Source organism: Streptomyces sp. NBC_00239, from assembly GCF_036194065.1.
Lineage (GTDB): Bacteria > Actinomycetota > Actinomycetes > Streptomycetales > Streptomycetaceae > Streptomyces.
Genome location: NZ_CP108095.1, coordinates 3,871,691 through 3,897,402, shown reverse-complemented (window position 1 = coordinate 3,897,402; position 25,712 = coordinate 3,871,691). Strand labels below are relative to the sequence as shown.

Annotated in this window: 19 protein-coding genes and 1 tRNA gene; 18 read left to right on the top strand and 2 right to left on the bottom strand. The window is 73.9% G+C overall.

Features of this window, described 5'->3' with window-relative positions; genetic code table 11:
* The first annotated feature begins 59 nt into the window (after nucleotides 1-59).
* From ssd to OG764_RS17090, 7 genes are read left to right on the top strand one after another with little or no spacing between them, the layout of a single operon-like run.
* The gene (ssd, locus tag OG764_RS17120; protein WP_443055957.1) at nucleotides 60-1,304 is read left to right on the top strand and encodes a septum site-determining protein Ssd; all 1,245 of its coding nucleotides are present in this window, start codon (nucleotides 60-62) and stop codon (nucleotides 1,302-1,304) included.
* Entirely contained in the window at nucleotides 1,301-2,467 is a 1,167-nt protein-coding gene (locus OG764_RS17115) for a TadA family conjugal transfer-associated ATPase (RefSeq protein WP_328969287.1), read from the top strand. The genes ssd and OG764_RS17115 overlap by 4 nt, the downstream gene beginning before the upstream one ends.
* Nucleotides 2,464-3,348 (top strand): type II secretion system F family protein, encoded by an 885-nt coding sequence (locus tag OG764_RS17110; RefSeq protein WP_328969286.1) that lies wholly within the window; start codon nucleotides 2,464-2,466, stop codon nucleotides 3,346-3,348. The genes OG764_RS17115 and OG764_RS17110 overlap by 4 nt, the downstream gene beginning before the upstream one ends.
* Complete coding sequence (locus OG764_RS17105; protein WP_328969285.1) at nucleotides 3,345-4,121, top strand: type II secretion system F family protein; 777 nt, start codon at nucleotides 3,345-3,347, stop codon at nucleotides 4,119-4,121. Before OG764_RS17110 ends, OG764_RS17105 begins: the two co-directional genes overlap by 4 nt.
* Nucleotides 4,122-4,165: 44 nt before the next feature.
* Complete coding sequence (locus OG764_RS17100; protein ID WP_328969284.1) at nucleotides 4,166-4,438, top strand: DUF4244 domain-containing protein; 273 nt, start codon at nucleotides 4,166-4,168, stop codon at nucleotides 4,436-4,438.
* Complete coding sequence (locus OG764_RS17095) at nucleotides 4,425-4,778, top strand: TadE family type IV pilus minor pilin (RefSeq protein WP_328969283.1); 354 nt, start codon at nucleotides 4,425-4,427, stop codon at nucleotides 4,776-4,778. The genes OG764_RS17100 and OG764_RS17095 overlap by 14 nt, the downstream gene beginning before the upstream one ends.
* Nucleotides 4,670-5,365, top strand: coding sequence for an Rv3654c family TadE-like protein (locus tag OG764_RS17090; RefSeq protein ID WP_328969282.1), 696 nt, complete (start codon nucleotides 4,670-4,672; stop codon nucleotides 5,363-5,365). Before OG764_RS17095 ends, OG764_RS17090 begins: the two co-directional genes overlap by 109 nt.
* Here OG764_RS17090 and OG764_RS17085 read toward each other — a convergent pair.
* Complete coding sequence (locus tag OG764_RS17085) at nucleotides 5,304-7,784, bottom strand: DEAD/DEAH box helicase (protein ID WP_328969281.1); 2,481 nt, start codon at nucleotides 7,782-7,784, stop codon at nucleotides 5,304-5,306. The two genes, OG764_RS17090 and OG764_RS17085, sit on opposite strands and share 62 nt — an antisense overlap.
* 81 nt (nucleotides 7,785-7,865) lie before the next feature.
* On the opposite strand from OG764_RS17085, the gene bldG reads away from it, so the two are divergent.
* From bldG to OG764_RS17035, 10 genes are all read left to right on the top strand, one after another.
* On the top strand, nucleotides 7,866-8,207 hold the full coding sequence (gene bldG / locus OG764_RS17080) for an anti-sigma factor antagonist BldG (protein ID WP_328969280.1): 342 nt from the start codon (nucleotides 7,866-7,868) through the stop codon (nucleotides 8,205-8,207).
* Nucleotides 8,208-8,304: 97 nt separating this feature from the next.
* Nucleotides 8,305-8,745 (top strand): ATP-binding protein, encoded by a 441-nt coding sequence (locus OG764_RS17075; RefSeq protein ID WP_328969279.1) that lies wholly within the window; start codon nucleotides 8,305-8,307, stop codon nucleotides 8,743-8,745.
* 314 nt (nucleotides 8,746-9,059) lie between these two features.
* Nucleotides 9,060-11,459 carry a sodium-translocating pyrophosphatase gene (locus tag OG764_RS17070; protein ID WP_328969278.1) on the top strand — a complete coding sequence of 800 codons (2,400 nt, stop codon included), beginning with the start codon at nucleotides 9,060-9,062 and terminating at the stop codon, nucleotides 11,457-11,459.
* Between the two features lie 138 nt (nucleotides 11,460-11,597).
* On the top strand, nucleotides 11,598-12,164 hold the full coding sequence (locus OG764_RS17065) for a small secreted protein (RefSeq protein WP_328969277.1): 567 nt from the start codon (nucleotides 11,598-11,600) through the stop codon (nucleotides 12,162-12,164).
* A 108-nt stretch (nucleotides 12,165-12,272) separates the two neighbouring features.
* Nucleotides 12,273-13,793, top strand: coding sequence for a DUF7059 domain-containing protein (locus OG764_RS17060; RefSeq protein ID WP_328969276.1), 1,521 nt, complete (start codon nucleotides 12,273-12,275; stop codon nucleotides 13,791-13,793).
* Between the two features lie 90 nt (nucleotides 13,794-13,883).
* Nucleotides 13,884-14,081 carry a hypothetical protein gene (locus OG764_RS17055; RefSeq protein WP_328969275.1) on the top strand — a complete coding sequence of 66 codons (198 nt, stop codon included), beginning with the start codon at nucleotides 13,884-13,886 and terminating at the stop codon, nucleotides 14,079-14,081.
* 229 nt (nucleotides 14,082-14,310) lie between these two features.
* A complete protein-coding gene (gene topA / locus OG764_RS17050; protein WP_328969274.1) occupies nucleotides 14,311-17,169 on the top strand; it encodes a type I DNA topoisomerase in 2,859 nt (952 codons plus the stop codon).
* Nucleotides 17,170-17,337: 168 nt separating this feature from the next.
* A complete protein-coding gene (gene tmk / locus OG764_RS17045; protein ID WP_328969273.1) occupies nucleotides 17,338-20,715 on the top strand; it encodes a dTMP kinase in 3,378 nt (1,125 codons plus the stop codon).
* Nucleotides 20,716-20,869: 154 nt separating this feature from the next.
* Nucleotides 20,870-22,081 carry a DNA polymerase III subunit delta' gene (locus OG764_RS17040; protein WP_328969272.1) on the top strand — a complete coding sequence of 404 codons (1,212 nt, stop codon included), beginning with the start codon at nucleotides 20,870-20,872 and terminating at the stop codon, nucleotides 22,079-22,081.
* Nucleotides 22,082-22,280: 199 nt separating this feature from the next.
* Nucleotides 22,281-23,831: an alpha/beta hydrolase gene (locus OG764_RS17035; protein ID WP_328969271.1), complete on the top strand. Its 1,551-nt coding sequence runs from the start codon at nucleotides 22,281-22,283 to the stop codon at nucleotides 23,829-23,831.
* A 74-nt stretch (nucleotides 23,832-23,905) separates the two neighbouring features.
* Here OG764_RS17035 and OG764_RS17030 read toward each other — a convergent pair whose 3' ends face one another.
* Entirely contained in the window at nucleotides 23,906-25,432 is a 1,527-nt protein-coding gene (locus tag OG764_RS17030; protein ID WP_328969270.1) for an MFS transporter, read from the bottom strand.
* A 189-nt stretch (nucleotides 25,433-25,621) separates the two neighbouring features.
* Here OG764_RS17030 and OG764_RS17025 point away from each other — a divergent pair.
* Nucleotides 25,622-25,695, top strand: a tRNA-Thr gene (locus tag OG764_RS17025).
* Nucleotides 25,696-25,712 lie beyond the last annotated feature (17 nt).

The following is a 25,712-nucleotide window of genomic DNA, read 5'->3' as shown; positions in this document are numbered from 1 at the left end:
TGATTCCGGGCCGCGAAGTCCGCGGCCTCGGGATTTGCGGTGAGAAGGGGGCGGAGATCGTGTCGCGATCGAAGTCGAGTGAGCCGAGCGGGCAGTGGACCGGGCCGGCTGCCGCCGAGGTGCGGGCGGGCGCACCACTGATCATCACGGAGGACCCGGACCTCCTCGACGACCTGCTCAGGCTCTGCGCGGCCGCCGGAGCCGAGCCGTGGGTGCACCACTCGGTGCCGGAGCAAACGGCGTTCGGACGCGCGGGCGCCCGCTCCGGTACGGAATCCGGAGGCGGCGGCGGGGGCGGTTCCGGAGACGGGCCCGCACGCGGCCGCGGAGGCGGCGGTGGAGACGGCGGAGGCGGAGCGGGGTCCGGGTGGGACCTGGCGCCGCTCGTGCTCGTCGGCGACGACGCCGTCGGACGGGTCCGGGGGGCGCCGCGCCGCCCCGGCGTGCTCCTCGTGGGCCGGGACCAGGACGATCCCACGGTCTGGCAGCGGGCGGTCGAGATCGGCGCCGAAGAGGTGCTCACGCTGCCCGAGAGCGAATCGTGGCTGGCGGACCGGATCGCCGACGTCGCCGAGGGAGTGGGCCGCCAGGCGCTGGCCGTCGGGGTGATCGGCGGCAGCGGCGGCGCCGGGGCCTCCACCCTCGCCTGCGCGCTCGCCGTCGCCGCGGCCCGCGCCGGGGAGCGGACCATGCTGATCGACGGCGACCCGCTCGGCGGCGGGCTGGACGTGCTGCTCGGCGGCGAAGGCGTCGAAGGCATGCGGTGGCCGGACTTCGCCGCCTCGCGCGGCCGGGTCGGTGCCGGCGCGCTCGAAGAGTCCCTGCCCGAACTGCACTCCCTGCGGGTCCTGAGCTGGGACCGCGGGGACCGGGTGGTGGTGCCGCCCGCGGCCATGCGGTCCGTGCTGGCCGCTGCCCGCAGGCGTGGCGGAGCCGTGGTCGTCGACCTGCCCCGCCGGATCGACGAGGGCGTGGGCGAGGCCCTCGCCCAGCTGGACCTCGCCCTGCTGGTGGTGCCGGCCCGACTGAGGGCGGTGGCCGCCGCCAGCCGGGTCGCCGGAGCCGCCGGCATGGTGGTCCGCGACCTCCGGGTGGTCGTGCGCGGCCCGTACGCCCCGGGGCTGGACGCGGATGCCGTCGCCGGACTGCTCAAGCTGCCCCTGGCCGGGGAGCTTCCGCCGGAACCGGGCCTGCGCGAGGCCCTGGAAGCCGGCGAGCCGCCGGGATACCGGCCCCGCGGACCGCTCGCCCGGTTCTGTACGGAGTTCTGGACGCGTGCCGGCGCCGGGGCGGGTGCGGCATGAGCGCCGGCCTGCTGGACCCCGCGGGCCTGCTCGACGCGGTGCGCCAACGGCTCGCCGAAAGCGGCGCGGAACCGACTCCGGCGCGGGTCGCGGCCGCGCTGCGGGCCCAGGGGCGGCTGCTCGGCGATGCCGAAGTGCTCGGCGCCGCCCGCGAGCTGCGCTCGGAACTGGTCGGGGCGGGCCCGCTGGAAGCGCTGCTCGCCGATCCTGCCGTCACCGACGTGCTGGTGGCCGCACCGGACCGGGTCTGGGTGGACCGCGGCGGCGGGCTGGAGCTGACACGGGTGCGGTTCGCCGACGCGGAGGCGGTGCGCCGACTCGCGCAGCGGCTGGCCTCGGTGGCCGGGCGGCGGCTCGACGACGCCCGGCCCTGGGTGGACGCCCGGCTGCCCGACGGGACCCGGCTCCACGCGGTGCTGCCGCCGGTGGCCGTGGGTTCCGCCTGCCTGTCGCTGCGGGTGGTGCGGCCGAGGGCGTTCACGCTGGAGGAGCTGGTCGAGGCGGGGACCCTGCCGCCGGGCGGCGAGCGCGTGCTGCGCGCCCTGGTCGAGGCCAGGCTGTCCTTCGTGATCAGCGGCGGCACCGGCACCGGCAAGACCACCTTGCTCAGTGCCCTGTTGGGGCTGGTGGGAGCGGGCGAGCGGATCGTCCTCGCCGAGGACTCCGCGGAGCTGAGGCCCGACCACCCCCACGTGGTGCGGCTGGAGACACGGCCGGCGAACCAGGAGGGCGCGGGTCTGGTCACCCTCGCCGACCTCGTCCGCCAAGCCCTGCGGATGCGTCCCGACCGGCTGGTGGTCGGCGAGGTGCGAGGCGCCGAGGTGGCGGACCTGCTGGCCGCCCTCAACACGGGCCACGAGGGCGGCTGCGGCACGGTACACGCCAATGCCGCGGTCCACGTGCCGGCCCGACTGGAGGCGCTGGGTACGGCGGCCGGACTGGACCGGGCGGCGCTGCACAGCCAGTTGGCGGCCGCCCTGTCGGTGGTGGTGCACCTGGCGCGGGACCGGACCGGGCGCCGCCGGGTGGCCGAGGTGCACGTACTGGAGCGGGACCCGGTCGGCCTGGTCGTCACGGTGCCCGCGCTGCGCTGGGCGGCCGACGGCTTCGCCCCCGAGCGGGGCTGGGAACGGCTGGGTCCGCTGCTGGGCGGGATCCGGTGAGCGGGCCCGGGGTGGCCGGAGCGCTGCCGCTGCTCTTGGCGGTGCTGTGCGCGGCCGCGCTCTGGCTCCCGGACGCCCGGGACGGGCTGCCCCGGAGGGCCCGGCTGCTCCTGGTGGGCGGCGGCCCTGTACCCGAGCACAGGCCCGGGTGGAAGCCGTGGGCCGACCGGCTGCGGGAGCGGGCGAAGGGTCGGCAGGAGTGGGCCTGCCCGGTGGCGGGGCTGCTGCTGGGAGGGGCCACGGGATCCGTGCTGCCGTTCCTCGCCGGGGTGGTGGCCGTGCCGCTGGTCCGCCGGTGGCTGCGGACCCGTGAGGCGGCCGTACGGCGGCGGGAGCGGGCCGCCGAGGTGGTGGCGGTGTGCGGCGCGGTCGCCGGCGAACTGCGGGCCGGCCTGCAGCCGGGACAGGCCCTGACCGCCGCGCTGCGCGATGCGGTCGGCGGGCCCGCGGGCTCGGGTGGGACGGACTCGGCGGTGCTGGCGGCCGCGGCGTTCGGCGGGGACGTGCCGCAGGCGCTGCGGCAGGCTGCCCGGGAGCCGGGCGCGGCCGGACTCGCCGGCATGGCGGCCTGCTGGCGGGTGTCGGTGGACGGCGGTGCGGGGCTCGCTGCGGGACTGGACCGGCTGGAGCGGGCGTTGCGGGCCGAACGGGACCAGCGCGAAACGCTGCGGGCCCAGTTGGCCGGGGCGCGTTCCACGGCGGTGGTGCTGGCGCTGCTGCCGGCCGTGGCCCTGCTGATCGGCACGGCGCTCGGCGCGGACCCGTTGCGGGTGCTGCTGCACACCCCGCTGGGACTCGGGTGTCTGTGCGTGGGCGCACTGCTGGAGGCGCTGGGCTTCGCATGGGCCTGGCGGATCGTCCGGACGGGGGAGCGGGCGTGACCGGCGTGGCGGTCCACAGCCTGGGGACAGTGCTCGCCCTCGCGGCGGCGGTCCTCTGTCCGGCCTGGGCGGTGTCCGGGTGGCTGCGGGAGCGGGCGGCGGGCCGCCGGCCGGCCCGGCTGCTGGCCGCTCCGCCGACGCCGTGCGGGCCGCGGCCCGCGCTGGCCCGGCTGGCGGTGGTGCGGTCCTGGTGGGGGCCGGTGGGTGCGCTCGCACTCGGCTGGCTGCTGATCGGAGGGGCGACCGGGCTGCTCGTCGGGGGCGGCGCGGCCTGGCTGGTCCGTCGCAGGCAGGCAGCCGTGGTGGCGCGGGCCCGTCCGGACCCCGGGGAGACGGCGCGTCAGCTGCCGTTTGCCGCAGATCTGCTGGCGGCCTGTCTGGCCGCCGGAGCGGGCCCGCGCGAGGCCGCGGAGGTGGTCGGGGAGTCGCTGGACGGGCCCGTGGGCGAGGTGTTGGCCCGGGTCGGGGCCGAACTCCGGCTCGGCGGCGATCCGTCCACCGCCTGGGCCCGGCTCGCCGGGATACCGGGGGCGCGGCCGCTGGCGGCCTGCCTGGAGCGGGCGGCCCGGACCGGCGCCCCGGCCGCCGAGCCGGTGGCCCGGCTCGCGGCGGGACTGCGTGAGGACCGCGCTCGCGCGGCCGCGGCGCAGGCCCAGCGAGCCGCGGTGCTGATCACGGCTCCGGTGGGGCTGTGTTTCCTGCCCGCGTTCCTCGCGGTCGGGGTCGCCCCGGTGGTCATCGGACTGGCGTCCGGGCTGCTCACCGGTGGCTGAGTGCAACTGGCAGGACGACCAAGCGAAGGAGATGGGGGCTCGTCATGGAGAGGGAGATCGAGATGGGGACGACGGTGGGGATGCGGACGCGGGGCCGGTCGTGGACGGGACCGCGGGCGCGGGCCTGGCTGGGGCGGCGGCTGGGGTTGGTGCGGCGAGGCGGGCGCCGGGACGCCGGGATGTCGACCTCGGAGTACGCGATGGGGACCATCGCGGCCTGCGCGTTCGCCGCGGTGCTCTACAAGGTGGTCACGAGCGAAGTGGTGTCGGCTGCCCTGCAGTCGACGATCGGGAAGGCGCTCGATGCGCCGTTCTGACCGCGGCTACGTGACGGCCGAGACGGCCCTCGTGCTGCCGGCGCTGGTCGTCTTCGCCTCGCTGCTGGTGTGGGCCCTGCTCGCGGCGGCCGCGCAGATCCGCTGCGTGGACGCCGCCCGGGCCGGCGCGCGGGCGGCGGCCCGTTCCGAACCCGCCGAGCGGGCCCTGGCCATCGCCCGTGAATCGGCGCCCGCCGGCGCCCGGATCGTCCTGGAGCGCGAAGGCGAGCTGTGGCGGGTGCGGGTGGACGCGCCCGCTCCCGGCCCGGCCGCGCTGCGGGTCCGGCTCGGTGCGCAGGCGGTGGCGCTCGCCGAGGACGCGGTGGAGGTGGCGCCGTGAGCCGTCGGGGCGACGCGGAGCGGGGGTCGGCCACCGTGTGGGCGGTACTGGTGGCCTGCCTGCTGTGCGCGGTCTTCGGCGGGGTGCTGACGCTGGGGCAGGTGCTGGTGGCACGGCACCGGGCGGCCGCGGCGGCCGACCTGGCGGCGCTCGCCGCGGCCGGGAGGTGGCAGGACGGCGAGGAGGCGGCCTGCGCCGCGGCGGCCAGGGTCGCGCGGGGGCAGTCGGCGGGGCTGGTGCACTGCGCCGTGACGGGCGAGATCGCCGATGTCACGGCCCGTTCGTCGGCCGGGCCCTTCACCCCGCGGATCCGCGCCCGCGCGGGCCCCCCGGAAGCCGCCGTGGCCCCACCACCCGGGCCGGCACCAGTGCCCGGGCCGGCAGCCGTACCCGGCTCGCCACCGCCCAGCCCGGCAGCCGTACTCGCCTCGCCACTACTCGGCCGGCCACTACACGCCCGGCCACTACTCGGCCGGCCACTACCGGGCCCGGCAGCGCTACCCGGCTCGGCGCCGCCCGGGGGTGTTACTCCGGAGCGGGTTGGGGCGGGGCGGGCGGTGTCGGGGCTTCGGAGAGGAGGCGGGTGAGGAGGCGGACGGCGCCGCGTTTGTGGAGGGGGTCGTTGCCGTTGCCGCACTTGGGGGACTGGATGCAGGACGGGCAGCCGGCCTCGCACTCGCAGGCGGCGATGGCGTCCCGGGTGGCCGTCAGCCAGGCGTGGGCGGTGTGGAAGGCGCGCTCGGCGAATCCGGCGCCGCCCGGGTGGCCGTCGTAGACGAAGACCGTCGGAAGGAGGGTGTCCGGGTGGAGCGGCACGGAGACACCGCCGATGTCCCAGCGGTCGCAGGTGGCGAAGAGCGGGAGGAGCCCGATGGAAGCGTGTTCCGCGGCGTGCAGGGCGCCGCCGAGGATCTCCGGGTTGATCCGGGCGGCGTCGAGCTGGTCCTCGGTGACCGTCCACCACACGGCCCGGGTGCGCAGGGTCCGGGGCGGCAGGTCGAGCTTGGTCTCCCCGAGCACCTCGCCGGTGATGAGCTTGCGGCGCAGGTAGGAGACGACCTGGTTGGTCACCTCGACCGAGCCGTAGCAGAGCCGGCCGTCCCCCCAGGGGATCTCCGTATCGGTTTCCAGGACCGAGATGGCGGTCGTGTCCCGGGCGGTCGTGGAGAAGGGCGGCGACGCCTCCTCGACGAGGGCGACCGAGTCCTCCAGGTCCAGGTGCTTCACGAGGTACGTGCGGCCCTGGTGGAGGTGGACGGCGCCGTCGTGCACGGCGGTGTGGGAGGCGGACTCGTCCACCGTGCCCAGCAGCCGGCCCGTGCCGGCCTCGACGATCTGCACCGGGCGGCCGCCGCCGCCCCGGATGTCGGCCAGGTCCGCCGCCCTCTCCCGGCGGGTCCAGTGCCAGGCCGTGGCCCGCCGCCTGAGCAGTTTCGCGGACTCCAGCTGGGGCAGCAGGCCGGGGGCCGCCGGGCCGAAGAGGGCCAGGTCGGCCTCGGTGAGGGGCAGCTCGGAGGCGGCCGCGCACAGGTGCGGCGCGAGCACGTACGGATTGTCGGGGTCGAGCACCGTGGCCTCGACCGGCCGGCGGAACAGCGCCTCCGGGTGGTGCACGAGATACGTGTCCAGCGGGTCGTCGCGCGCGATCAGCACGGCCAGGGCGCCCTGGCCGGAGCGGCCCGCCCGGCCGGCCTGCTGCCACAGGGAGGCCCGGGTGCCCGGATAGCCGGCGATCAGGACGGCGTCCAGGCCGGACACGTCCACGCCGAGCTCCAGGGCGGTGGTGGCGGCCAGGCCCAGGAGCTCGCCCGAGTGCAGGGCGCGCTCCAGGGCCCGGCGCTCCTCGGGCAGGTAGCCGCCGCGGTAGGCGGCGATCCGACCGGGCAGGGAGCGGTCCACCGCGGCCAGGCGCTCCTGGGCGATCAGCGCGATGAGCTCCGCCCCCCGGCGGGAGCGGACGAAGGCGACCGTACGGACCCCCTGTACGGCGAGATCGGAGAGGAGCTCGGCGGTTTCGGCGGTGGCGGTGCGGCGCACCGGGGCGCCCTTCTCGCCGTGCAGCTCGGTGAGCGGCGGCTCCCACAGGGCGAAGACGACCTCGCCGCGGGGCGCCGCGTCCTCGGTGATCTCGGTGACGGGCAGGCCGGTGAGGCGGGTGGCGGCGAGCGCGGGCGCGCTCGCGGTGGCGGACGCCAGGAGGAAGACGGGGTCGGCGCCGTAGCGGGCGCAGATCCGGCGGAGGCGGCGCAGGACCTGGGCGACGTGGGAGCCGAACACGCCGCGGTAGGTGTGGCACTCGTCGATCACGACGTACCGGAGGGAGCGCAGGAAGGAGGACCAGCGGGGGTGGGCGGGGAGTATCCCGCGGTGCAGCATGTCGGGATTGGTCAGCACGTAGTTGGCGTACTGGCGCACCCATTCGCGTTCCTCGACCGGCGTGTCGCCGTCGTACACGGCGGGCCGTACCGCCCTGCCCAGGGGCGCGGCGAGTTCGCGTACGGCGCGTCGCTGGTCGGCGGCAAGGGCCTTGGTGGGGGCCAGGTAGAGGGCGGTGGCGCCGCGTCCGTTGGCGGCCTCGGCGCCCTCGGCCAGGGCCGACAGGACGGGGGCCAGGTAGGCGAGCGACTTCCCGGAGGCGGTTCCGGTGGCCACGACCACGGAGGTGCCGTCGAGGGCGAGCTCGGCGGCCGCGGCCTGGTGCGCCCACGGGTGTTCGATGCCGGCCCGCGCGATGGCGGCTACGACATCAGTTCGGATGCGGTCCGGCCAGACTGCATGACGACCCGCCCGAGGGGGCAAATGCTCCGTATGGGTGATGCGCGCAGCCCGGCTGGAGCCCCTCGTCAGCCGGTCCAGAACGGTGCCGGGAGAGGGCCTCGGGTCCTCGGCCGCCGTGGGCCGACGGGGTGGTTGAGTGCTGGCCATGGGTATCGAGTGTGTCACCGGCGTGCACGACAATGGACCGAAGGCGTCGTGCGCGCCTGCCGGTAAGTGATTGAATGCCATCGCGGCTGCCAATCCGTCCCCTACCTTCGGATGGGGAGGCCCCTGGGGGGCGCCGCTCGATAGCAAGGTGCTGGAGGATCCGTGGACCTGTCCCTGTCGACTCGCACTGTCGGCGACCGTACGGTCGTCGAGGTCGGTGGCGAGATTGATGTGTATACCGCGCCCAAGCTGCGCGAGCAGTTGGTCGAGTTGGTGAACGACGGCAGCTACCACCTGGTTGTCGACATGGAGCGGGTGGACTTCCTCGACTCCACCGGCCTCGGCGTACTCGTGGGTGGGCTCAAGCGCGTCCGCGCGCACGAGGGCTCCCTGCGCCTGGTCTGCAACCAGGAGCGCATTCTCAAGATCTTCCGGATCACCGGTCTGACCAAGGTGTTCCCGATCCACACCACGGTCGACGAAGCCGTCAGCGCCACCGACTGACGGTTTCCCGGCGCAGCCGGCGAAGAGGAAGCGGGGGCATCGGGCCGACCAGGCCCGGGCCCCTGCCGAGCACGCCCGAATGTCCGAGGGGGAGCCCATGGCCACCGTTGAACTCCGCTTCAGCGCCCAGCCCGAGCACGTCCGGACGGCCCGCCTGGTCGCGGCTGCCGTGGCGCGCCGGTCCGGGGTGGAGGAAGCCCTCCTCGACGAGGTCAGGCTCGCCGTGGGCGAAGCCTGCTCCCGTGCGGTCGGGCTGCACCGGAGCAATGGCATCACCGCGCCGGTGCGCGTCGTGCTGACCGACGAGGAGAAGGTCTTCTCCATCGAGGTCGGTGACGAGGTGCCCGGCCCGCCCGCGGGTGCGGGCCCCGGCGGCCGGCTGGGTGCCGGCGGTCCGGACGCGGATGCCGAAGGCGACGACGAGATGGGCCTCGCGGTCATCAGCGGGCTGGTCGACGACGTCGAGGTCACCAGCGGCGCCGCGGGCGGCGTGATCCGGATGAGCTGGCCGACGGCCATCCCCCTGGACCTTCCGTAGAAAAATTCTTTGGATCCGTGCCGGGGTCCCTGAGGGGGGTCCCGGACTTCCGAGATCACTTCGGTGAGATCATTTCCGGTCCTACATTCCGATCTTATTCAAGGCCCTGCTGAGCAGGGCCTTTTTCATTTACCTAGATCATTGATCGGGCGTCAATGCTTTTGCCCCGTTACCGCTTTCGAGCGTAATGAAGCCCGACGATCAATTGCTGAGGAGCGAGACTGCGCCAATTCCGTTTCCCGCGTACTGTTTTGATCAGGTGACGCTCCCTACAATCCGTCCACATCTTGAGCTCTTCGCGTCAAGGAGGACGAATGACGGGGCTCTTCACCCCTCACGAGCAAGCCCATGCTGCCGGGCTTGCCGCTGCAGTACTCACCGATGACAATCGGGTCATCGTGATGGTCATCGCGGCCGTGGCCGTGGCCGCACTCGTCGTCGCACAGCTCCTGGTCCGCCAGGTGCTCGCCGCCGACGAAGGCACCGACAAGATGAAGGAGATCGCAGCCGCGGTACAGGAAGGCGCAAATGCCTATCTGGGCCGCCAGTTGCGCACCCTCGGCGTATTCGCCGTCGTGGTGTTCTTCCTGCTCTTCATGCTTCCCGCGGACAACTGGTCCCAGCGGGCCGGACGTTCCGCATTCTTCCTGGTCGGTGCGCTGTTCTCGGCGGCGACCGGATACATCGGCATGCGGCTGGCGGTGCGCGCGAATGTCCGCGTCGCCGCGGCCGCACGCGAGGCGACTCCCGCCGAGGGAGAACCCGCAAAGGACCTCACGGCCGTCGCGCACAAGGCGATGAAGATCGCTTTCCGTACGGGCGGCGTGGTGGGCATGTTCACGGTGGGCCTCGGCCTGCTGGGAGCCTCCTGCGTGGTCCTCGTCTACGCCGCGGACGCCCCCAAGGTGCTGGAGGGCTTCGGTCTCGGCGCAGCGCTCATCGCGATGTTCATGCGTGTCGGCGGCGGCATCTTCACCAAGGCCGCCGACGTCGGCGCCGACCTGGTCGGCAAGGTCGAGCAGGGCATTCCGGAGGACGATCCGCGCAATGCCGCGACCATCGCCGACAATGTGGGCGACAACGTCGGCGACTGCGCGGGCATGGCGGCGGACCTCTTCGAGTCCTACGCCGTCACGCTCGTCGCCGCGCTCATCCTCGGCAAGGCTGCCTTCGGCGACCTGGGCCTGGCCTTCCCCCTGATCGTGCCCGCCATCGGCGTGGTCACCGCGATGATCGGCATCTTCGCGGTCTCCCCGCGCCACAGCGACCGCAGCGGGATGACCGCCATCAACCGCGGATTCTTCATCTCGGCCGCGATCTCCCTGGTCCTGGTGGCCATCGCGGTCTACGCCTACCTGCCGGCCACGTACCAGGAGCTGAAGGGCGTCACCGAGACCGCGATCATCGGCCACGACGGCGACCCGCGGATCCTCGCGCTCGTCGCCGTCGCCATCGGCATCGTGCTCGCCGCCCTCATCCAGCAGCTCACCGGCTACTTCACCGAGACGAACCGGCGCCCCGTACAGGACATCGGCAAGTCCTCGCTGACCGGGCCCGCGACCGTGGTCCTGGCCGGCATCTCCATCGGGCTCGAGTCCGCCGTCTACACCGCGCTGCTCATCGGGCTCGGGGTCTACGGCGCCTTCCTGCTCGGCGGCACCTCGATCATGCTCGCGCTGTTCGCGGTCGCCCTGGCCGGCACCGGCCTGCTCACCACCGTCGGCGTCATCGTGGCCATGGACACCTTCGGCCCCGTCTCCGACAACGCCCAGGGCATCGCCGAGATGTCCGGCGACGTCCAGGGCGCCGGCGCCCAGGTCCTCACCGACCTCGACGCGGTGGGCAACACCACCAAGGCCATCACCAAGGGCATCGCCATCGCCACCGCCGTGCTCGCCGCGGCCGCGCTCTTCGGCTCGTACAGCGACGCGATCGCGGGCGCCATCAAGGACGTCGGCGCCAAGGGCGACGACCTGGCGCTCAGCCTCGACATCGCGCAGCCGAACAACCTGGTCGGGCTGATCCTCGGCGCCGCCGTGGTGTTCCTGTTCTCGGGCCTGGCCATCAACGCGGTCTCCCGGTCGGCGGGCGCGGTGGTCTACGAGGTGCGCCGGCAGTTCCGCGAGCACCCCGGGATCATGGACTACACCGAGAAGCCCGAGTACGGGCGCGTCGTGGACATCTGCACCAAGGACGCCCTGCGGGAACTCGCCACGCCCGGACTGCTCGCCGTGATGGCCCCCATCGCGGTCGGCTTCTCCTTCGGGGTGGGCGCGCTCGGCTCCTACCTCGCCGGTGCGATCGCCTGCGGCACCCTCATGGCGGTGTTCCTCGCCAATTCCGGCGGTGCCTGGGACAACGCCAAGAAGCTCGTCGAGGACGGTCACTACGGCGGCAAGGGCAGCGAGGCCCACGCCGCGACCGTCATCGGCGACACGGTCGGCGACCCGTTCAAGGACACCGCGGGTCCGGCCATCAACCCGCTCCTCAAGGTCATGAACCTGGTCGCGCTGCTCATCGCCCCCGCGGTGGTGCAGTTCAGCTACGGGAAGGACGCCAGTCCCCTGGTCCGCGGGGTGGTCGCCGGCATCGCCATCGTCGTCATCGTCGGCTCCGTGTACGTCTCCAAGCGCCGCGGCATCGCGGTCGGCGACGAGGAATCCGGCACGGCGGAGCGGGTGACCCAGCAGGCCGATCCGGCCGTCGTGTCCTGACCTCAGGGCCCCCGGGGCCGGTGCGCCCGAACGGCGGACAGGCGGCGCGCTCTGACGCGCCGTCTGTCCGCCTTTCTGCGTACCCGCAGGGATGACGTGTATGTTCCGGGGCCGAGAGCCTTGGAAGGGACCAATCCGGTGAACAAGAAGCTTGCGGCCGCGGTGTCCGGCGGTGCGGTGCTGGTACTCGTGCTGTCCGGCTGCGGAGACGACAGCGAAAAGAAGGTCAACGACTGGGCCAAGAAGGTCTGCGACCAGGTGCAGCCGCAGGTCAAGAAGATCGAGGACGCCAACGCCGCGATCCAGAAGGAGACCACCGACCAGAGCAAGGCCGAGGTGGTCCAGAAGACCGACTCGGCCGCGTTCCAGGCGATGTCCGAGGCCTACAGGTCCATGGGCGCGGCCGTGCAGGGCGCCGGGGAGCCGCCCGTCAAGGACGGCAAGACGACCGCGGCCGACGCGGTCGCCGAACTCAACGGCATCTCCGCCTCGTACGCGAAGCTGAAGACCAAGGTCGACGGCCTCGACAGCAAGGACCAGGCCAAGTTCGCCGACGGTCTCAAGGACATCGCCGGCGAGCTCGACAAGCTCAGCAAGAGCGGCAACGAGGCCCTGACGAAGCTTCAGTCCGGTGAGCTCGGCAAGGCGATGAAGAACCAGAAGAGCTGCCAGCGCACCGAGGCCCCGGCCCCGGCGCAGAGCTGACCGGCCCGGGCGGCCGCCGGTGTTCCGGCATCCGGCACACCGGCGGCGGTCATACGAATCGGCGGGCCTGTGGACACGTCGCGCCGATCGGCAGGGCGAGCCGACACAATGGGAACCGTGAGTACCACCAGCCTTCCCTCGCCCGACCGTGCCGCCCAACTGCGCGCCGCCCTGCTCTCCGCCGGCTTCACCGCCGACGGCCTGCTCGACCTGCTCGGCGCCCCCGCCTACGCCGCGCTCGCCCGCAGCGAGACCGTTCCCGCCCTGCGCGCCACCCGGGGGGACGGGCCGCTCCACACCCTCGTCCGGCTGTTCCTGCTCCAGCGACCGGTGCCCGCCGTCCACGCGGCGGCCGCGCTGCCCCTCGAAGACGCCCTCGCCGACGGCTGGCTGCGCCGCGAGGGCGACGAGGTGCACGCGTGCGTCGACGTGCGGCCGTACGGCGGACCCGCGGGCGAGGACTGGTTCATCGTCTCCGACCTCGGCTGCGCGGTCGGCGGCGCCGGCGGCATCGGCAGCCGCGAGGAGGGCGTGGTCCTCGGTGTCGGCGGGGCGTCCACCACCCTGGCCGCGATCACCGTGCGGACCCCGGTCGGCTCAGCCCTCGACCTCGGGGCCGGTTCCGGCATCCAGGCGCTGCACGCCTCGCAGCACGCGACCCGGGTCACCGCCACCGATGTCAATCCGCGCGCCCTCGACTTCACCCGGCTCACCCTCGCGCTCTCCGGCGCGCCCGAGGCCGAGCTGCTCACGGGCTCCCTCTTCGAGCCGGTCGGCGCGGCCACGTACGACCTGATCGTCTCGAATCCGCCGTTCGTGATCTCCCCCGGAGCCCGGCTGACCTACCGGGACGGCGGGATGGGCGGCGACGACCTGTGCCGGACGCTGGTCCAGCAGGCCGGCGCCCACCTGAACGACGGCGGGTACGCGCAGTTCCTGGCCAACTGGCAGCACGTCGAGGGCGAGGACTGGCGGGACCGTGTGCGGTCCTGGGTGCCGCGCGGCTGCGACGCGTGGATCGTGCAGCGCGACGTACAGGACGTCACCCAGTACGCCGAGCTGTGGCTGCGCGACGCGGGTGACCACCGCTCCGGGCCCGAGGAGTACGCGCAGCGGTACGAGGACTGGCTGGAGGAGTTCGAGGCGCGCAAGACGAAGGCCGTCGGATTCGGCTGGATCACGCTGCGGAAGTCGGGCGCCGAGGAGCCGTCCGTGGTGATCGAGGAATGGCCGCACCCCGTGGAGCAGCCGCTGGGCGACACGGTGCGGGCGCACTTCGAGCGCCAGGACTACCTGCGCGACCACGACGACGCCGCGCTGCTGACGGCCCACTTCCGGATGGTCGCGGAAGTGGTCCAGGAGCAGGTCGGCATGCCCGGCGCGGAGGACCCGGAGCACGTGGTGCTGCGGCAGAACCGCGGGATGCGGCGCGCCACGAAGGTCGACACGGTCGGCGCGGGCTTCGCCGGGGTGTGTGACGGGTCACTGAGCGCCGGCCGGATCCTCGACGCCATCGCACAGCTGGTCCAGGAGGACCCGGTGCTGCTGCGGGACCGGACCCCCGAGGCGATCAGGATGCTGGTCGAGCAGGGCTTCCTGGATCCCGTACGGACCACGGACGCCGGCTGAGTCCACCTGAGTTCACCTGGGGTTCGCGCCGATTTCGGCAGTCCGTCCAGCGGCCCGTGCCACGCTCCCGGCGAGAGAAGGGGGCGTGGCATGGAGAGCGGACCCGCGGTCTTCGCCGGGATGACGTTCGTGCTGTTCGGGGCCGGGCTGCTGGCCTGGACGGGGACGCGGGCGGCGCGGCGCCGGCCGGTGGCGGACGGGGTGCGCCCGGCCGTGGCGGTGCCCGCCGCGCTGCTGGCCGGAGGTCTGTCGCTGACCCTCGGGGTGTGGTGTTTCACCCGGATGTGACGTAGTCGGTGAAGGCCGGATGGAGAGGTCGAGAATGGTTCGTGGACGGGTGGGGAACCACTGGTCCGGTGCCGACGGCGGCATCCGGGCGGCAGGAATGGCACTAGTCGGGTTACCGTTCGAGTGGCCGTTGCGGGCTTCTGCCGTTTGACACGGGGGCGGGTTGTACCGTCACACTCCGCAGCGTCGCCGTACCGCGACCGAGTGCCGACCGGAGAGAAGAGCCAAGTTGTCCCCGACTAGCGAGACCGCAAAGGGCGGCCGCCGACTCGTCATCGTCGAGTCTCCTGCCAAGGCGAAGACGATCAAGGGCTACCTCGGACCGGGGTACGTCGTCGAGGCGAGCGTCGGGCACATCCGCGACCTCCCGAACGGCGCCGCCGAGGTGCCCGACAAGTACACGGGCGAGGTGCGCCGCCTCGGCGTGGACGTCGAACACGACTTCCAGCCCATCTACGTCGTCAACGCGGACAAGAAGGCGCAGGTCCGCAAGCTCAAGGAACTGCTCGCCGAGTCCGACGAACTCTTCCTCGCCACCGATGAGGACCGCGAGGGCGAAGCCATCGCGTGGCACCTGCAGGAAGTCCTCAAGCCCAAGGTTCCCGTCCACCGGATGGTCTTCCACGAGATCACCAAGGACGCGATCCGCGACGCCGTCGCCAACCCGCGCGAGCTGAACCAGCGCATGGTCGACGCCCAGGAGACCCGCCGCATCCTCGACCGCCTCTACGGCTACGAGGTCTCGCCGGTCCTGTGGAAGAAGGTCATGCCGCGCCTGTCGGCGGGCCGCGTGCAGTCCGTCGCCACCCGCCTCGTCGTCGAGCGGGAGCGCGAGCGCATCGCCTTCCGCTCCGCCTCGTACTGGGACCTGACCGGCACCTTCGCCACCGGCCGCGCCGGTGACGCGTCCGACCCCTCGAACCTGGTCGCCCGCCTGAACACGGTGGACGGCCGGCGCATCGCGCAGGGCCGCGACTTCGGGTCGAACGGGCAGCTCAAGAGCGACGTCCTGCACCTGGACGAGGCGAACGCCCGGGCCCTGGCGGCCGCGCTCGCCGAGACCTCCTTCGCCGTGCGTTCGGTCGAGTCGAAGCCGTACCGCCGCTCGCCGTACGCGCCGTTCCGCACGACCACGCTCCAGCAGGAGGCGAGCCGCAAGCTCGGCTTCGGCGCCAAGGCGACCATGCAGGTGGCCCAGAAGCTGTACGAGAACGGCTTCATCACCTACATGCGTACGGACTCCACGATCCTGTCCGACACCGCCGTGACGGCGGCCCGGGCGCAGGTCACGCAGCTGTACGGCGCCGACTACCTGCCGGAGAAGCCCCGCGTCTACGCGGGCAAGGTCAAGAACGCGCAGGAGGCGCACGAGGCGATCCGTCCTTCGGGTGATCGTTTCCGCACTCCGGCCGAGACCGGCCTGACCGGCGACCAGTTCCGGCTGTACGAGCTGATCTGGAAGCGCACCGTCGCCTCCCAGATGAAGGACGCGGTCGGCAACTCCGTCACCGTGCGGATCGGCGGCACGGCCTCCGACGGCCGCGACGCCGAGTTCACGGCCTCCGGCAAGACGATCACCTTCCACGGCTTCATGAAGGCCTACGTCGAAGGCGCCGACGACCCGAACGCCGAGCTCGACGACCGCGAGAAGCGGCTGCCGCAGGTCGCCGAGGGCGACGCGCTGACCGCCGAGGAGATCACGGCGGACGGGCACTCGACCAAGCCGCCGGCCCGCTACACCGAGGCCTCGCTGGTCAAGGAGCTCGAAGAGCGCGAGATCGGCCGCCCGTCGACCTACGCCTCGATCATCGGCACCATCCTCGACCGCGGGTACGTCTTCAAGAAGGGCACGGCCCTGGTGCCGTCCTTCCTGAGCTTCGCCGTGGTCAACCTGCTGGAGAAGCACTTCGGCCGGCTCGTCGACTACGACTTCACCGCCAAGATGGAGGACGACCTCGACCGCATCGCGCGGGGCGAGGCGCAGTCCGTGCCGTGGCTCAAGCGCTTCTACTTCGGCAGCGAGGGCGGCGGCGCCGCCGCGGCCGCCAAGGGCACGGCCGCCGAGGCCGGCAACGGCGACGGCGACCACCTGGGCGGCCTCAAGGAGCTGGTGACGGACCTCGGCGCGATCGACGCGCGCGAGATCTCGTCGTTCCCGGTCGGCGAGGGCGTCGTGCTGCGCGTGGGCCGCTACGGCCCGTACGTCGAGCGCGGCGAGAAGGACACCGAGGGCCACCAGCGGGCCGACGTGCCCGACGACCTGGCGCCCGACGAGCTGACGGTGGAGTACGCGGAGGAGCTGTTCGCGAAGCCGAGCGGCGAGTTCGAGCTCGGCAAGGACCCCGTCAGCGGCAACGAGATCGTCGCGAAGGACGGCCGCTACGGCCCGTACGTCACGGAGATCCTTCCCGAGGGCACCCCGAAGACCGGCAAGAACGCGGTGAAGCCGCGCACGGCCTCGCTCTTCAAGTCCATGGCGCTCGACACGGTCACCCTGGACGACGCGCTCAAGCTGATGTCGCTGCCGCGCGTGGTCGGCGCGGACGCCGAGGGCGTGGAGATCACGGCCCAGAACGGCCGCTACGGCCCGTACCTGAAGAAGGGCACGGACTCGCGGTCCCTGGAGACCGAGGACCAGCTCTTCAGCATCACGCTCGACGAGGCGCTGGCGATCTACGCGCAGCCCAAGCAGCGCGGCCGGGCCGCCGCCAAGCCGCCGCTCAAGGAACTGGGCACCGACCCGGTCAGCGAGCGCCCGGTCGTGGTCAAGGACGGCCGCTTCGGGCCGTACGTGACGGACGGCGAGACGAACGCGACGCTGCGCCGGGACGACGACGTCGAGACGATCACGCCGGAGCGCGGCTACGAGCTGCTGGCGGAGAAGCGGGCGAAGGCTCCGGCCAAGAAGACCGCGAAGAAGGCGCCCGCGAAGAAGACGGCGGCCAAGAAGACCACGGCCGCCGCCAAGAAGACGACCGCCAAGAAGACGACGGCGGCGAAGAAGACGACCACGGCCGCCGCGGCCAAGACGGCCACGGCGAAGAAGACCGCGGCGAAGAAGACGGCGGCCGCGCCGGCGGACGAGTAGTCCGGCCGGCCACGGCAGCACAGGACGAGGCCGAGGGCCCCGGGACCGTTCGGTCCCGGGGCCCTCGGCCCTTCCCGGGGTACGGGCGCGGGGCGGGCGCGGCAGGGGTGGGGGTGCGGGCGTCAGCACCGCGCCCGCACCACCGGACACAGCGGATAGGCTGGGCGGATGACGCGAGCCGAGCAGCCAACGGTCGTGAACCCCACCTACGACGAAGCCCTTGCCGCAGACTCACGCGAACGCGCGGTGCGGTCCCTGCTGCGCATCCCACCGCTCCGGCGGCTGTGGAGCGCGCAGCTGGTGAGCGGAGTCGGCGACGCCCTGGCGCTGTTGGTGCTGGTTCTCCTGGCCTTCCAGGCCGCCGTCGCGGAGGACTCCTTCGGCGGCGGATACCGCGGCGCCGCCTTCGCGGTCGCCGCCGTCTTCGGCGTACGCATCGCCGCCACCCTGCTGTGCGGGGCCGCACTCCTGGGCCCGCTGGCCGCGCTCACCGCGGCGGGGGGCAAGCTCGACCGCCGCTGGACGATGATCGGTGCGGACGGTTTCCGCCTCGCGCTGTTCGTCGTGGCCCCGCTGTGGCTCGACTGGGTGCCCGCGCAGGCACTGACCCTGCTGCTGGTCACCGCCTTCGTGTCCGGCGTGGCCGAGCGGCTGTGGACCCTCGCCAACGAGAGCGCGGCGCCCGCGCTGCTGCCCCCGCCGCCCCCGGAGGGAGCGACCGTACGGCCGCTCCCCGACCACCTGGACGCGCTGCGGCGGCTGTCGCTGCGCACCGGATTCGTCGCGCTGCCGCTCGCGGCCGCGGCGCTGGTCGTGGCCGGGCTCCTCGGCAAGCTGCTGGGGCTGGGCGTGGACTGGTTCTCGCTGCACCAGGCGGCCCTCGGCTCGTACATGGCGGCCGGGCTGTTCGCGGCGTCCGTGTCGCTGCTCGTACCGCTGCTCCTGCCGGACGGCTCGACGCCGCGGCCGCGCTCGCCGCTGGCCGGGCTGCGGCCCCCGGCGTACGCGGACCGGCCCGACAAGGGCCGCACCGGGGCGATTCCGCTCCTCGTCCTCGCCTGCGCGGCGGTCGCCGGAGCCATCGCCTCCGCGGTGGCGCTCACCGCACTGCACGCCGACGACCTGGGCGGCGGCCCCGTGGCGTTCGCGCTGCTCGTGCTCGCCCTCAGCGGCGGCACCGTACTCGGGATCCGCGCCGCGCAGGCCGGCAAGGTGGTGCCCGGGCTCTCCCGGCGGCGGCTGCTCGCGCTGGCGATAGCGCTGACCGGCTTCGCGCTGCTCGCGACCGGGCTGGTCGCGGACACGGCCACCGTGCTGTTCCTGGCGCTGGTCGCCGGTGTGGGAGCGGGCGTCGCCGCCAGCACCGGCCACGCGCTGCTCGACCAGGAGACCGAGGAGTTCCGGCGGGCCCGGCTCACCGAGCACCTGCACGCCGTCGTACGGATCGCCGTGGCGGTCGGCACGGTCGCCGCGCCGCTGCTCGCGGCCGCCATCGGCCCGCACCGGCTGGCCGACGGCGACGTCGTCTTCGCGCACGGCGGCGCGGCCTTCACCCTGATGCTGGTCGGCGCGCTGCTGCTGCCCGTCGCGGTGATCGTCCTGGCGCGCGCCGACGACCGACAGGGCGTGCCGCTGCGGCGCGACCTGCGGGACGCGCTGCGCGGCGGCGAGCCCGCCCAGCTGCCGTCGCCGACCGGATTCTTCATCGCCCTGGAGGGCGGCGACGGCGCGGGCAAGTCCACGCAGGTCAACGCGCTCGCCGAGTGGATCCGCGGCAAGGGACACGAGGTGGTCGTGACCCGCGAGCCGGGCGCCACACCGGTCGGCAAGCGGCTGCGGTCGATCCTGCTGGACGTGTCTTCGGCCGGCCTGTCGAACCGTGCGGAGGCGCTCATGTACGCCGCCGACCGCGCCGAGCACGTGGACACCGTGGTGCGGCCCGCGCTGGAGCGGGGCGCGGTCGTCATCTCGGACCGGTACATCGACTCCTCGGTGGCGTACCAGGGCGCGGGCCGCGACCTGTCGCCGACCGAGATCGCGCGGATCTCGCGGTGGGCGACGGACGGCCTGGTCCCGCACCTGACGGTGCTGCTGGACGTCTCGCCCGAGGCGGCGCGCGAACGCTTCACGGAGGCCCCGGACCGGCTGGAGTCGGAGCCCGCCGAATTCCACCAGCGGGTCCGGTCCGGGTTCCTGACCCTGGCCGCCGCCGACCCGGCGCGCTACCTGGTCGTGGACGCGGGCCAGGACCCCGAGTCGGTGACCACGGTCGTGCGCCACCGCCTCGACCGGGTCCTGCCGATGTCGGAGGCGGAGCTGGCCGCGCAGGCCGAGGCGCGCCGGCTCGCCGAGGAGGAGGCCCTCCGCAAGGCGGAGGAGGAGCGGGCCCGGCTGGAGGCGGAAGCCAAGGCCAAGGCCGAGGAGGAAGCCCGCCGCAAGGCCGAGGAAGAGCGGCTGCGCGCCGAGGAAGAGGCGCGCAAGGCCCGCGAGGCCGAAGAGGCCCGGCAGCGCGCGGAGGAAGAGGCGCGCCGCAAGGCGGAGGAGGAGCGGCTGCGGGCCGAGGAGGCCCGGCTGCGTGCCGAGGAAGAGGCGCGCCGCAAGGCCGAGGAGGAGAAGGCCAGGCTGGAGGCCGAGGAGAAGGCCCGGGCCGCGGAGCACGAGCGGTTGCGCAAGCAGGCCGAAGAGGAGGCGCTGCTGGCCGCGGAGGCGGCCGAGCGGCGCCGGGAGAAGCAGCGCAAGGCGGAAGAAGCGCTGCTGAAGGCGGAGGAGGCGCGCCGGCTGGCGGAGGCGTCCGCGGCCGCGGCGGCTGCTGCCGCGGCGACGGCCGCAGCGGCTTCGGCTGCGGGACCTGGTGCCGGCGGGGCCGTCGGAACGGCCGCGGCCTCTGCTTCGGCGCCGGTGGCCGAGACGGCTTCGGGTACGGGGACGGCCGCCGGTGTGGGTACGGCCGGCGGTGCGGCCGCCGCGCCGAAGGTGCCGATGACGAAGGCCGCCCCGGCCGACGCCCCGGCCCCGTCGCCTTCCCCGGCCCCTGCCGAGACGCAGGCTGCCGCGCCCGCCGCCCCGGTCGGGGCGGGCGAGTCCGTTCCGGCGGACGAGGCGGTGACGGTCGAGACCCCGCTGGTCCGGCCCGACGACATCACGCAGACCGTCCCGGTGCCGCAGGTGGACCCGCGCGCCGTCGACGAGACCGCCGTGCTGCCGCCCGTACGGGATCCGCGCGGGGTCGAGGAAACCGCCGTGCTGCCGCCCGTAAGGGACCCGAGGGGTGTGGACGAGACGGCCGTGCTCCCGCCCGTGCGCACGGACGACGGGCCGGCGGACCGGTTCCCGCAGGGGATCTTCCGGGATGAGTCGCCCGCCGCCCCCGAGGGTGCCAACGACCGGACGCGCGAGCTTCCGCAGGTCGACGAGTCGGGCCGGCCCCGGCGCCGTTCGGACTGGGCGGAGGAGACGCCGCTCGACGACCTGCCGAGCCTGGCGGACGAGCTGCTCGGGCCGCACGACCCGGACGAGGACCCGCGCGGCGGCCGCCGGCGCCGCTGACGTACGGGCCCGGGCCCTGGCGCGTCGGCGTCGGGGTCCGGGCGCGCCGACGTACGGCCCGGGCGCGCGGTGGCGAGGTGCGGGTCGGCGGCGCGGCGCCCGGTGTCGGTGCCGGGCGACACAATGGTGGGGACGCAGACGAAAGGGGCGGCGCATGCCCGTATGGGACGACCTGGTGGGCCAGGAGCGCGTGCAGGAGCAGCTCGCCGCTGCCGCCCGTGACGCGGACGCCCTCGTCACGGCGGTGGCGACCGGGCAGCCGGTGCCCGCCGCCTCGAAGATGACCCACGCGTGGCTGTTCACCGGCCCGCCCGGCTCCGGCCGGTCGACCGCGGCCCGCGCCTTCGCCGCCGCCCTGCAGTGCACCAGCCCGGACCGGGCGCTGGGCGGCGAGCCGGGCTGCGGTTTCTGCGACGGCTGCCACACCACGCTGGTCGGCACCCATGCCGACGTCGAGATCGTCCGTACGGACCTGCTGTCGATCGGCGTGAAGGAGACCCGCGAGCTGGTGCGCCGGGCGCAGCTGTCGCCGGCCGTCGGACGCTGGCAGGTGATCGTTCTGGAGGACGCCGACCGGCTCACCGAAGGCGCGGGCAACGTCCTGCTGAAGGCGGTCGAGGAGCCGGCGCCCAGGACGGTGTGGCTGCTGTGCGCCCCGTCCCTGGAGGACGTGCTGCCGACGATCCGCTCCCGCTGCCGGCACCTGACGCTGCGCACCCCGTCCGTCGGGGCCGTCGCCGACGTGCTGGTGCGCCGGGACGGCATCGAGCCGGCGGTGGCCGCGGCCGCCGCCCAGGCCACCCAGGGCCACATCGGGCGGGCCCGCCGCCTGGCCACCGACGACCGTGCCCGAGAGCGGCGCGCGGCCGTGCTGCGGCTGCCGCTGCGCGTGGACGACGTGGGCGGCTGCCTGAAGGCCGCGCAGGAGCTCGTCGACGCGGCCGCGGAGGACGCCAAGCAGGTCGCGGAGGAAGTCGACGTCAAGGAGACCGAGGAGCTGCGGGCCGCGCTCGGCGCCGCGGCCGGCACCGGCGGCCGGATGCCGCGCGGCACGGCCGGGGCCATGAAGGAGCTGGAGGACCGGCAGAAGCGCCGCAAGACCCGCACCCAGCGCGACAGCCTCGACCTGGCGCTGACCGACCTCACCGGCTTCTACCGCGACGTGCTCGCCCTGCAGCTCGGCTCGCGCGTGGGCCTGGCCAACGGCGCGCTGCGCGACGACCTCGACCGGATCGCCCGCGGTTCGACCCCGGAGCGGACGCTGCGCCGGATCGAGGCGGTCATCGCATGCCGCGACGCCCTGGACCGGAACGTGGCCCCGCTGCTCGCGGTCGAGGCGATGACGATGGCCCTGCGCGCGGGCTGACCGATCCGGTCCGCGGGGACGCACGGCGTTCGGGGGCGGGTGACCGCGGGGACGGCCGGCTTTCGGGGGCGGGCGACCGCGGGGCCGGGCGGTTCGTGGACGGGGTGGCCGGGGACGGCCGGCCGCGGGGCGTCACTCGTACGGGCCAGGAGGCGCCCGCAGCGGGCGTCGGCCGGGTGCGGAAGGCTAGTCTCCGGGCATGGACACCAGGCGCCTGCTGCGCACCACCGGAGTCGTGATCGCGGCCGCCGGAATGCTCGTCTCCGGTTGTACGTCGGGGGATTCCGGACCGCACGCGGCGGCGTCCTCCGACCGGCCGCAGCCGCGTTCCACCGCCGCGGCCGCCGCCCTCAAGCCGTACTACGAGCAGCGCCTGACCTGGCGGGACTGCGGTGTGCCCGGCTTCGAGTGCGCGACGATGAAGGCGCCGCTCGACTACGCGGACCCGGGCAACGGCAAGGACATCGAGCTCGCCGTGTCCCGCAAGAAGGCCACCGGCCCCGGCAAGCGGCTCGGCTCGCTGCTGGTCAACCCGGGCGGCCCGGGCGGTTCTGCGATCGGCTACCTCCAGGCCTACGCGGGCATCGGCTACCCGGCGCCGGTGCGCGCGCAGTACGACATCGTGGCCGTCGACCCGCGCGGGGTGGCCCGCAGCGCGCCCGTCGAATGCCTCGGCGGGCCGCAGATGGACGCGTACACGCAGGTCGACCAGACCCCGGACGACGCGGCGGAGCGCGCGGCGCTGGTGAAGGCGTTCAAGGAGTTCGCGGCGGGCTGCGAGCGGCGCTCGGGCAGGGTCCTGCCGCACGTCTCGACGGTCGAGGCGGCCAAGGACATGGACCTGCTGCGGGAGATCCTCGGCGACGAGAAGCTGACGTACGTGGGCGCCTCGTACGGCACCTTCCTCGGGGCCACGTACGCGGAGCTGTTCCCGCAGCGGGTCGGGCGGCTGGTGCTGGACGGGGCGATGGACCCGGCGCTGCCGGCCATCGACCTGAACAGGGATCAGACGGGCGGCTTCGAGACGGCGTTCCGGTCGTTCGCGAAGGACTGCGCGACCCGGAGCGACTGCCCGCTGGGCACCGGCGGCCCGGACGAGGCGGCCCGCAGGCTCCAGGAGCTGTTCACCAAGCTCGACGCGCAGCCCGTCCCCACCGGGGAACGCCGCACGCTCGGCGAGTCCCTGGCCACGACCGGGGTGATCGCGGCGATGTACGACGAGAGCGCGTGGCCGCAGCTGCGCGAGGCGATCCGCCAGGCGATGGACGGCGACGGGGCGGGGCTGCTGGGGCTGGCCGACAGCTACTACGAGCGCGAGCCGAACGGTAAGTACGCCAATCTGATGTTCGCCAACGCGGCGGTCAACTGTCTGGACCTGCCCGCGGCGTTCAGCGGCCCGGACGCCGTCGAGGCGGCCCTGCCGTCCTTCGAGAAGGCCTCGCCGCTCTTCGGGGCGGGTCTCGCCTGGGCCTCCCTGAACTGCGCGTACTGGCCGGTGAAGGCGACCGGGACACCGCACGCGCTCAAGGCCGAGGGCGCGGCCCCGATCGTGGTCGTCGGCACCACCCGCGATCCGGCGACCCCGTACAAGTGGGCCCAGGCGCTCGCCGGCCAGCTCGACTCCGGTGTGCTGCTGACGTACGACGGCGACGGGCACACGGCGTACGGGCGCGGCAGCGCGTGCATCGACACGGCGATCAACCAGTACCTGCTGACGGGCGAGGCCCCGAAGGACGGCAAGCGCTGCTGAGCGCGACGCCGGGCGGGTGACGCCGGACGGATGACGGGTGACGGGTGACGGGTGACGGGCGGCGGGCGTCGGGCTCAGTGGCCGCTGCCGGTGACCTTGAAGCCGCGCGGCACCATCCACACCACCAGCAGGGTCACGGCCGCCACGATCCCCGCCGAGACGTACGAGGTGACGGTCAGCGCGCTGTCGAAGGCCCCGCGGGCGGTGGCGAGCACGGCGGCGGAACCGGTCTCCGCGGCCCCGCCGATGGACTCCCGGGCCTCCTCGGGGACGCCGTCGGGCATGTGCCGGGCGTAGACCGCGCCGTGGACCGAGCCGAGCAGCGCCACGCCGAGGCCGACCCCGAGTTCGTACGCCGTCTCGGAGACGGCGCCGGCCTGCCCGGCGCGTTCGGCGGGGACCGAGGAGACGAGCACGGACGCGGCGGTGGTGATCGCGAGGCCGTCGCTCACCCCCAGCGTCACGAGGAACACGGCCACGTACCCGTACGCGGTCGGTTCCGGTGACAGCGCGAGCAGCAGGAAGCCGGCGACCAGGCCGACCAGCCCGAGCCCCATCACGGCGCGCACGCCCACCCGGTGCATCAGGTGGGGCGTCAGCAGGGACGCGACCAGCATGGCGATCGCGGTCGGCAGGGTCCGCAGGCCGGCCTCGAACGGGCTGTAGCCGTGGACGTACTGGAGCCACAGCGACACCAGGAAGAGCGCGGCGCCGGCCGCCAGCATGGCCATCAGGGTGACGAGCGCGGCGGCGGTGAACGGCGGGTTCAGGAAGAGCCGTACGTCGAGCAGCGGATCGGGCAGCCGCAGCTGGCGGTGCGCGAACCAGGCGAGCGCGAGCAGCCCCGCCGCGAGGACCGCGAAGTCGGCGGCGCCCGGGCTGCCCTTGGCCACGTGCTTGATGCCCCAGGCCAGCGCCACGATGCCGACGACCGAGAGCACGGCGCTGGGCCAGTCGAGTGCGTGCGGGCTGCGCGCCTTGAACTCGGGCAGCAGCCGCAGGCCCGCGACGACGGTGACGACGACGACGGGGACGTTGACCCAGAAGGCCGCGGCCCAGCCGTAGCGCTCGACGAGGAACCCGCCGACGAGCGGCCCGATGGCGGCCCCGGCGCCGGCCACGGCGGCCCAGAAGCCGATGGCGAGGGCGCGCTCGTGGGGGTCGGTGAAGATGTTCCGGATCAGGGAGAGCGTCGAGGGCATGACCATGGCGCCGCCGATGCCGAGCAGCACCCGGCCGGCGATCAGCTGCCCGGAGCCGGTCGCGGTCGCGGCGACGACGGAGGCCACGCCGAAGAGCACGAAACCGATCAGGAAGAGCTTCTTGCGCCCGTAGCGGTCGCCCACCGCACCCGTCGTCACCAGCAGCCCGCCGAGCACCAGGCCGTAGATGTCGATGATCCACAGCTGTTGCAGGGCGTCCGGGCTCAGATCGGCGATGAGGGAGGGGAGGGCGACGTTGAGGATGGTGGCGTCCATGGCCACGAGCAGCAGGCTGGCGCAGAGGACGGCCAGCATCGCCCACCGCCCGGCTCCGGCCCCGTCGCGTCCTTCACCCTCCGGGGCGGTTGACTCCTCGGCTCGGGCCACGTGACGTCCCATCCCTCCGGGATGCCGACACCGCGGCCCGACGCCAATCGTCTGACCACATTTGCTCCAGTATGCCCCGTGTCATCCGCCCCACCGCAACCGCGCACACGCCCTGGTCAGGTGCACTCCGAATAACCCTGTAGACTTGGCGCCGCTGCTGATGCGAACCTCTCCTTCACGGAAAAGCTCCCTCCGCAGCTTGCCGCCTTAGCTCAGTTGGCCAGAGCAACGCACTCGTAATGCGTAGGTCTCGGGTTCGAATCCCGAAGGCGGCTCTGTAGAACCCCCAGGA

What these genes read in the sequence shown, in the direction of transcription:
- OG764_RS17115 (WP_328969287.1), top strand. Translation starts at nt 1,301, where the DNA reads ATGAGCGCCGGCCTGCTGGACCCCGCGGGCCTGCTCGACGCGGTGCGC.
- OG764_RS17100 (WP_328969284.1), top strand. Translation starts at nt 4,166, where the DNA reads ATGGAGAGGGAGATCGAGATGGGGACGACGGTGGGGATGCGGACGCGG.
- OG764_RS17095 (WP_328969283.1), top strand. Translation starts at nt 4,425, where the DNA reads ATGCGCCGTTCTGACCGCGGCTACGTGACGGCCGAGACGGCCCTCGTG.
- OG764_RS17085 (WP_328969281.1), bottom strand. Translation starts at nt 7,784, where the DNA reads ATGGCATTCAATCACTTACCGGCAGGCGCGCACGACGCCTTCGGTCCA.
- OG764_RS17075 (WP_328969279.1), top strand. Translation starts at nt 8,305, where the DNA reads ATGGCCACCGTTGAACTCCGCTTCAGCGCCCAGCCCGAGCACGTCCGG.
- OG764_RS17070 (WP_328969278.1), top strand. Translation starts at nt 9,060, where the DNA reads ATGACGGGGCTCTTCACCCCTCACGAGCAAGCCCATGCTGCCGGGCTT.
- OG764_RS17060 (WP_328969276.1), top strand. Translation starts at nt 12,273, where the DNA reads ATGGGAACCGTGAGTACCACCAGCCTTCCCTCGCCCGACCGTGCCGCC.
- OG764_RS17055 (WP_328969275.1), top strand. Translation starts at nt 13,884, where the DNA reads ATGGAGAGCGGACCCGCGGTCTTCGCCGGGATGACGTTCGTGCTGTTC.
- tmk (WP_328969273.1), top strand. Translation starts at nt 17,338, where the DNA reads ATGACGCGAGCCGAGCAGCCAACGGTCGTGAACCCCACCTACGACGAA.
- OG764_RS17040 (WP_328969272.1), top strand. Translation starts at nt 20,870, where the DNA reads ATGCCCGTATGGGACGACCTGGTGGGCCAGGAGCGCGTGCAGGAGCAG.
- OG764_RS17035 (WP_328969271.1), top strand. Translation starts at nt 22,281, where the DNA reads ATGGACACCAGGCGCCTGCTGCGCACCACCGGAGTCGTGATCGCGGCC.
- OG764_RS17030 (WP_328969270.1), bottom strand. Translation starts at nt 25,432, where the DNA reads ATGGGACGTCACGTGGCCCGAGCCGAGGAGTCAACCGCCCCGGAGGGT.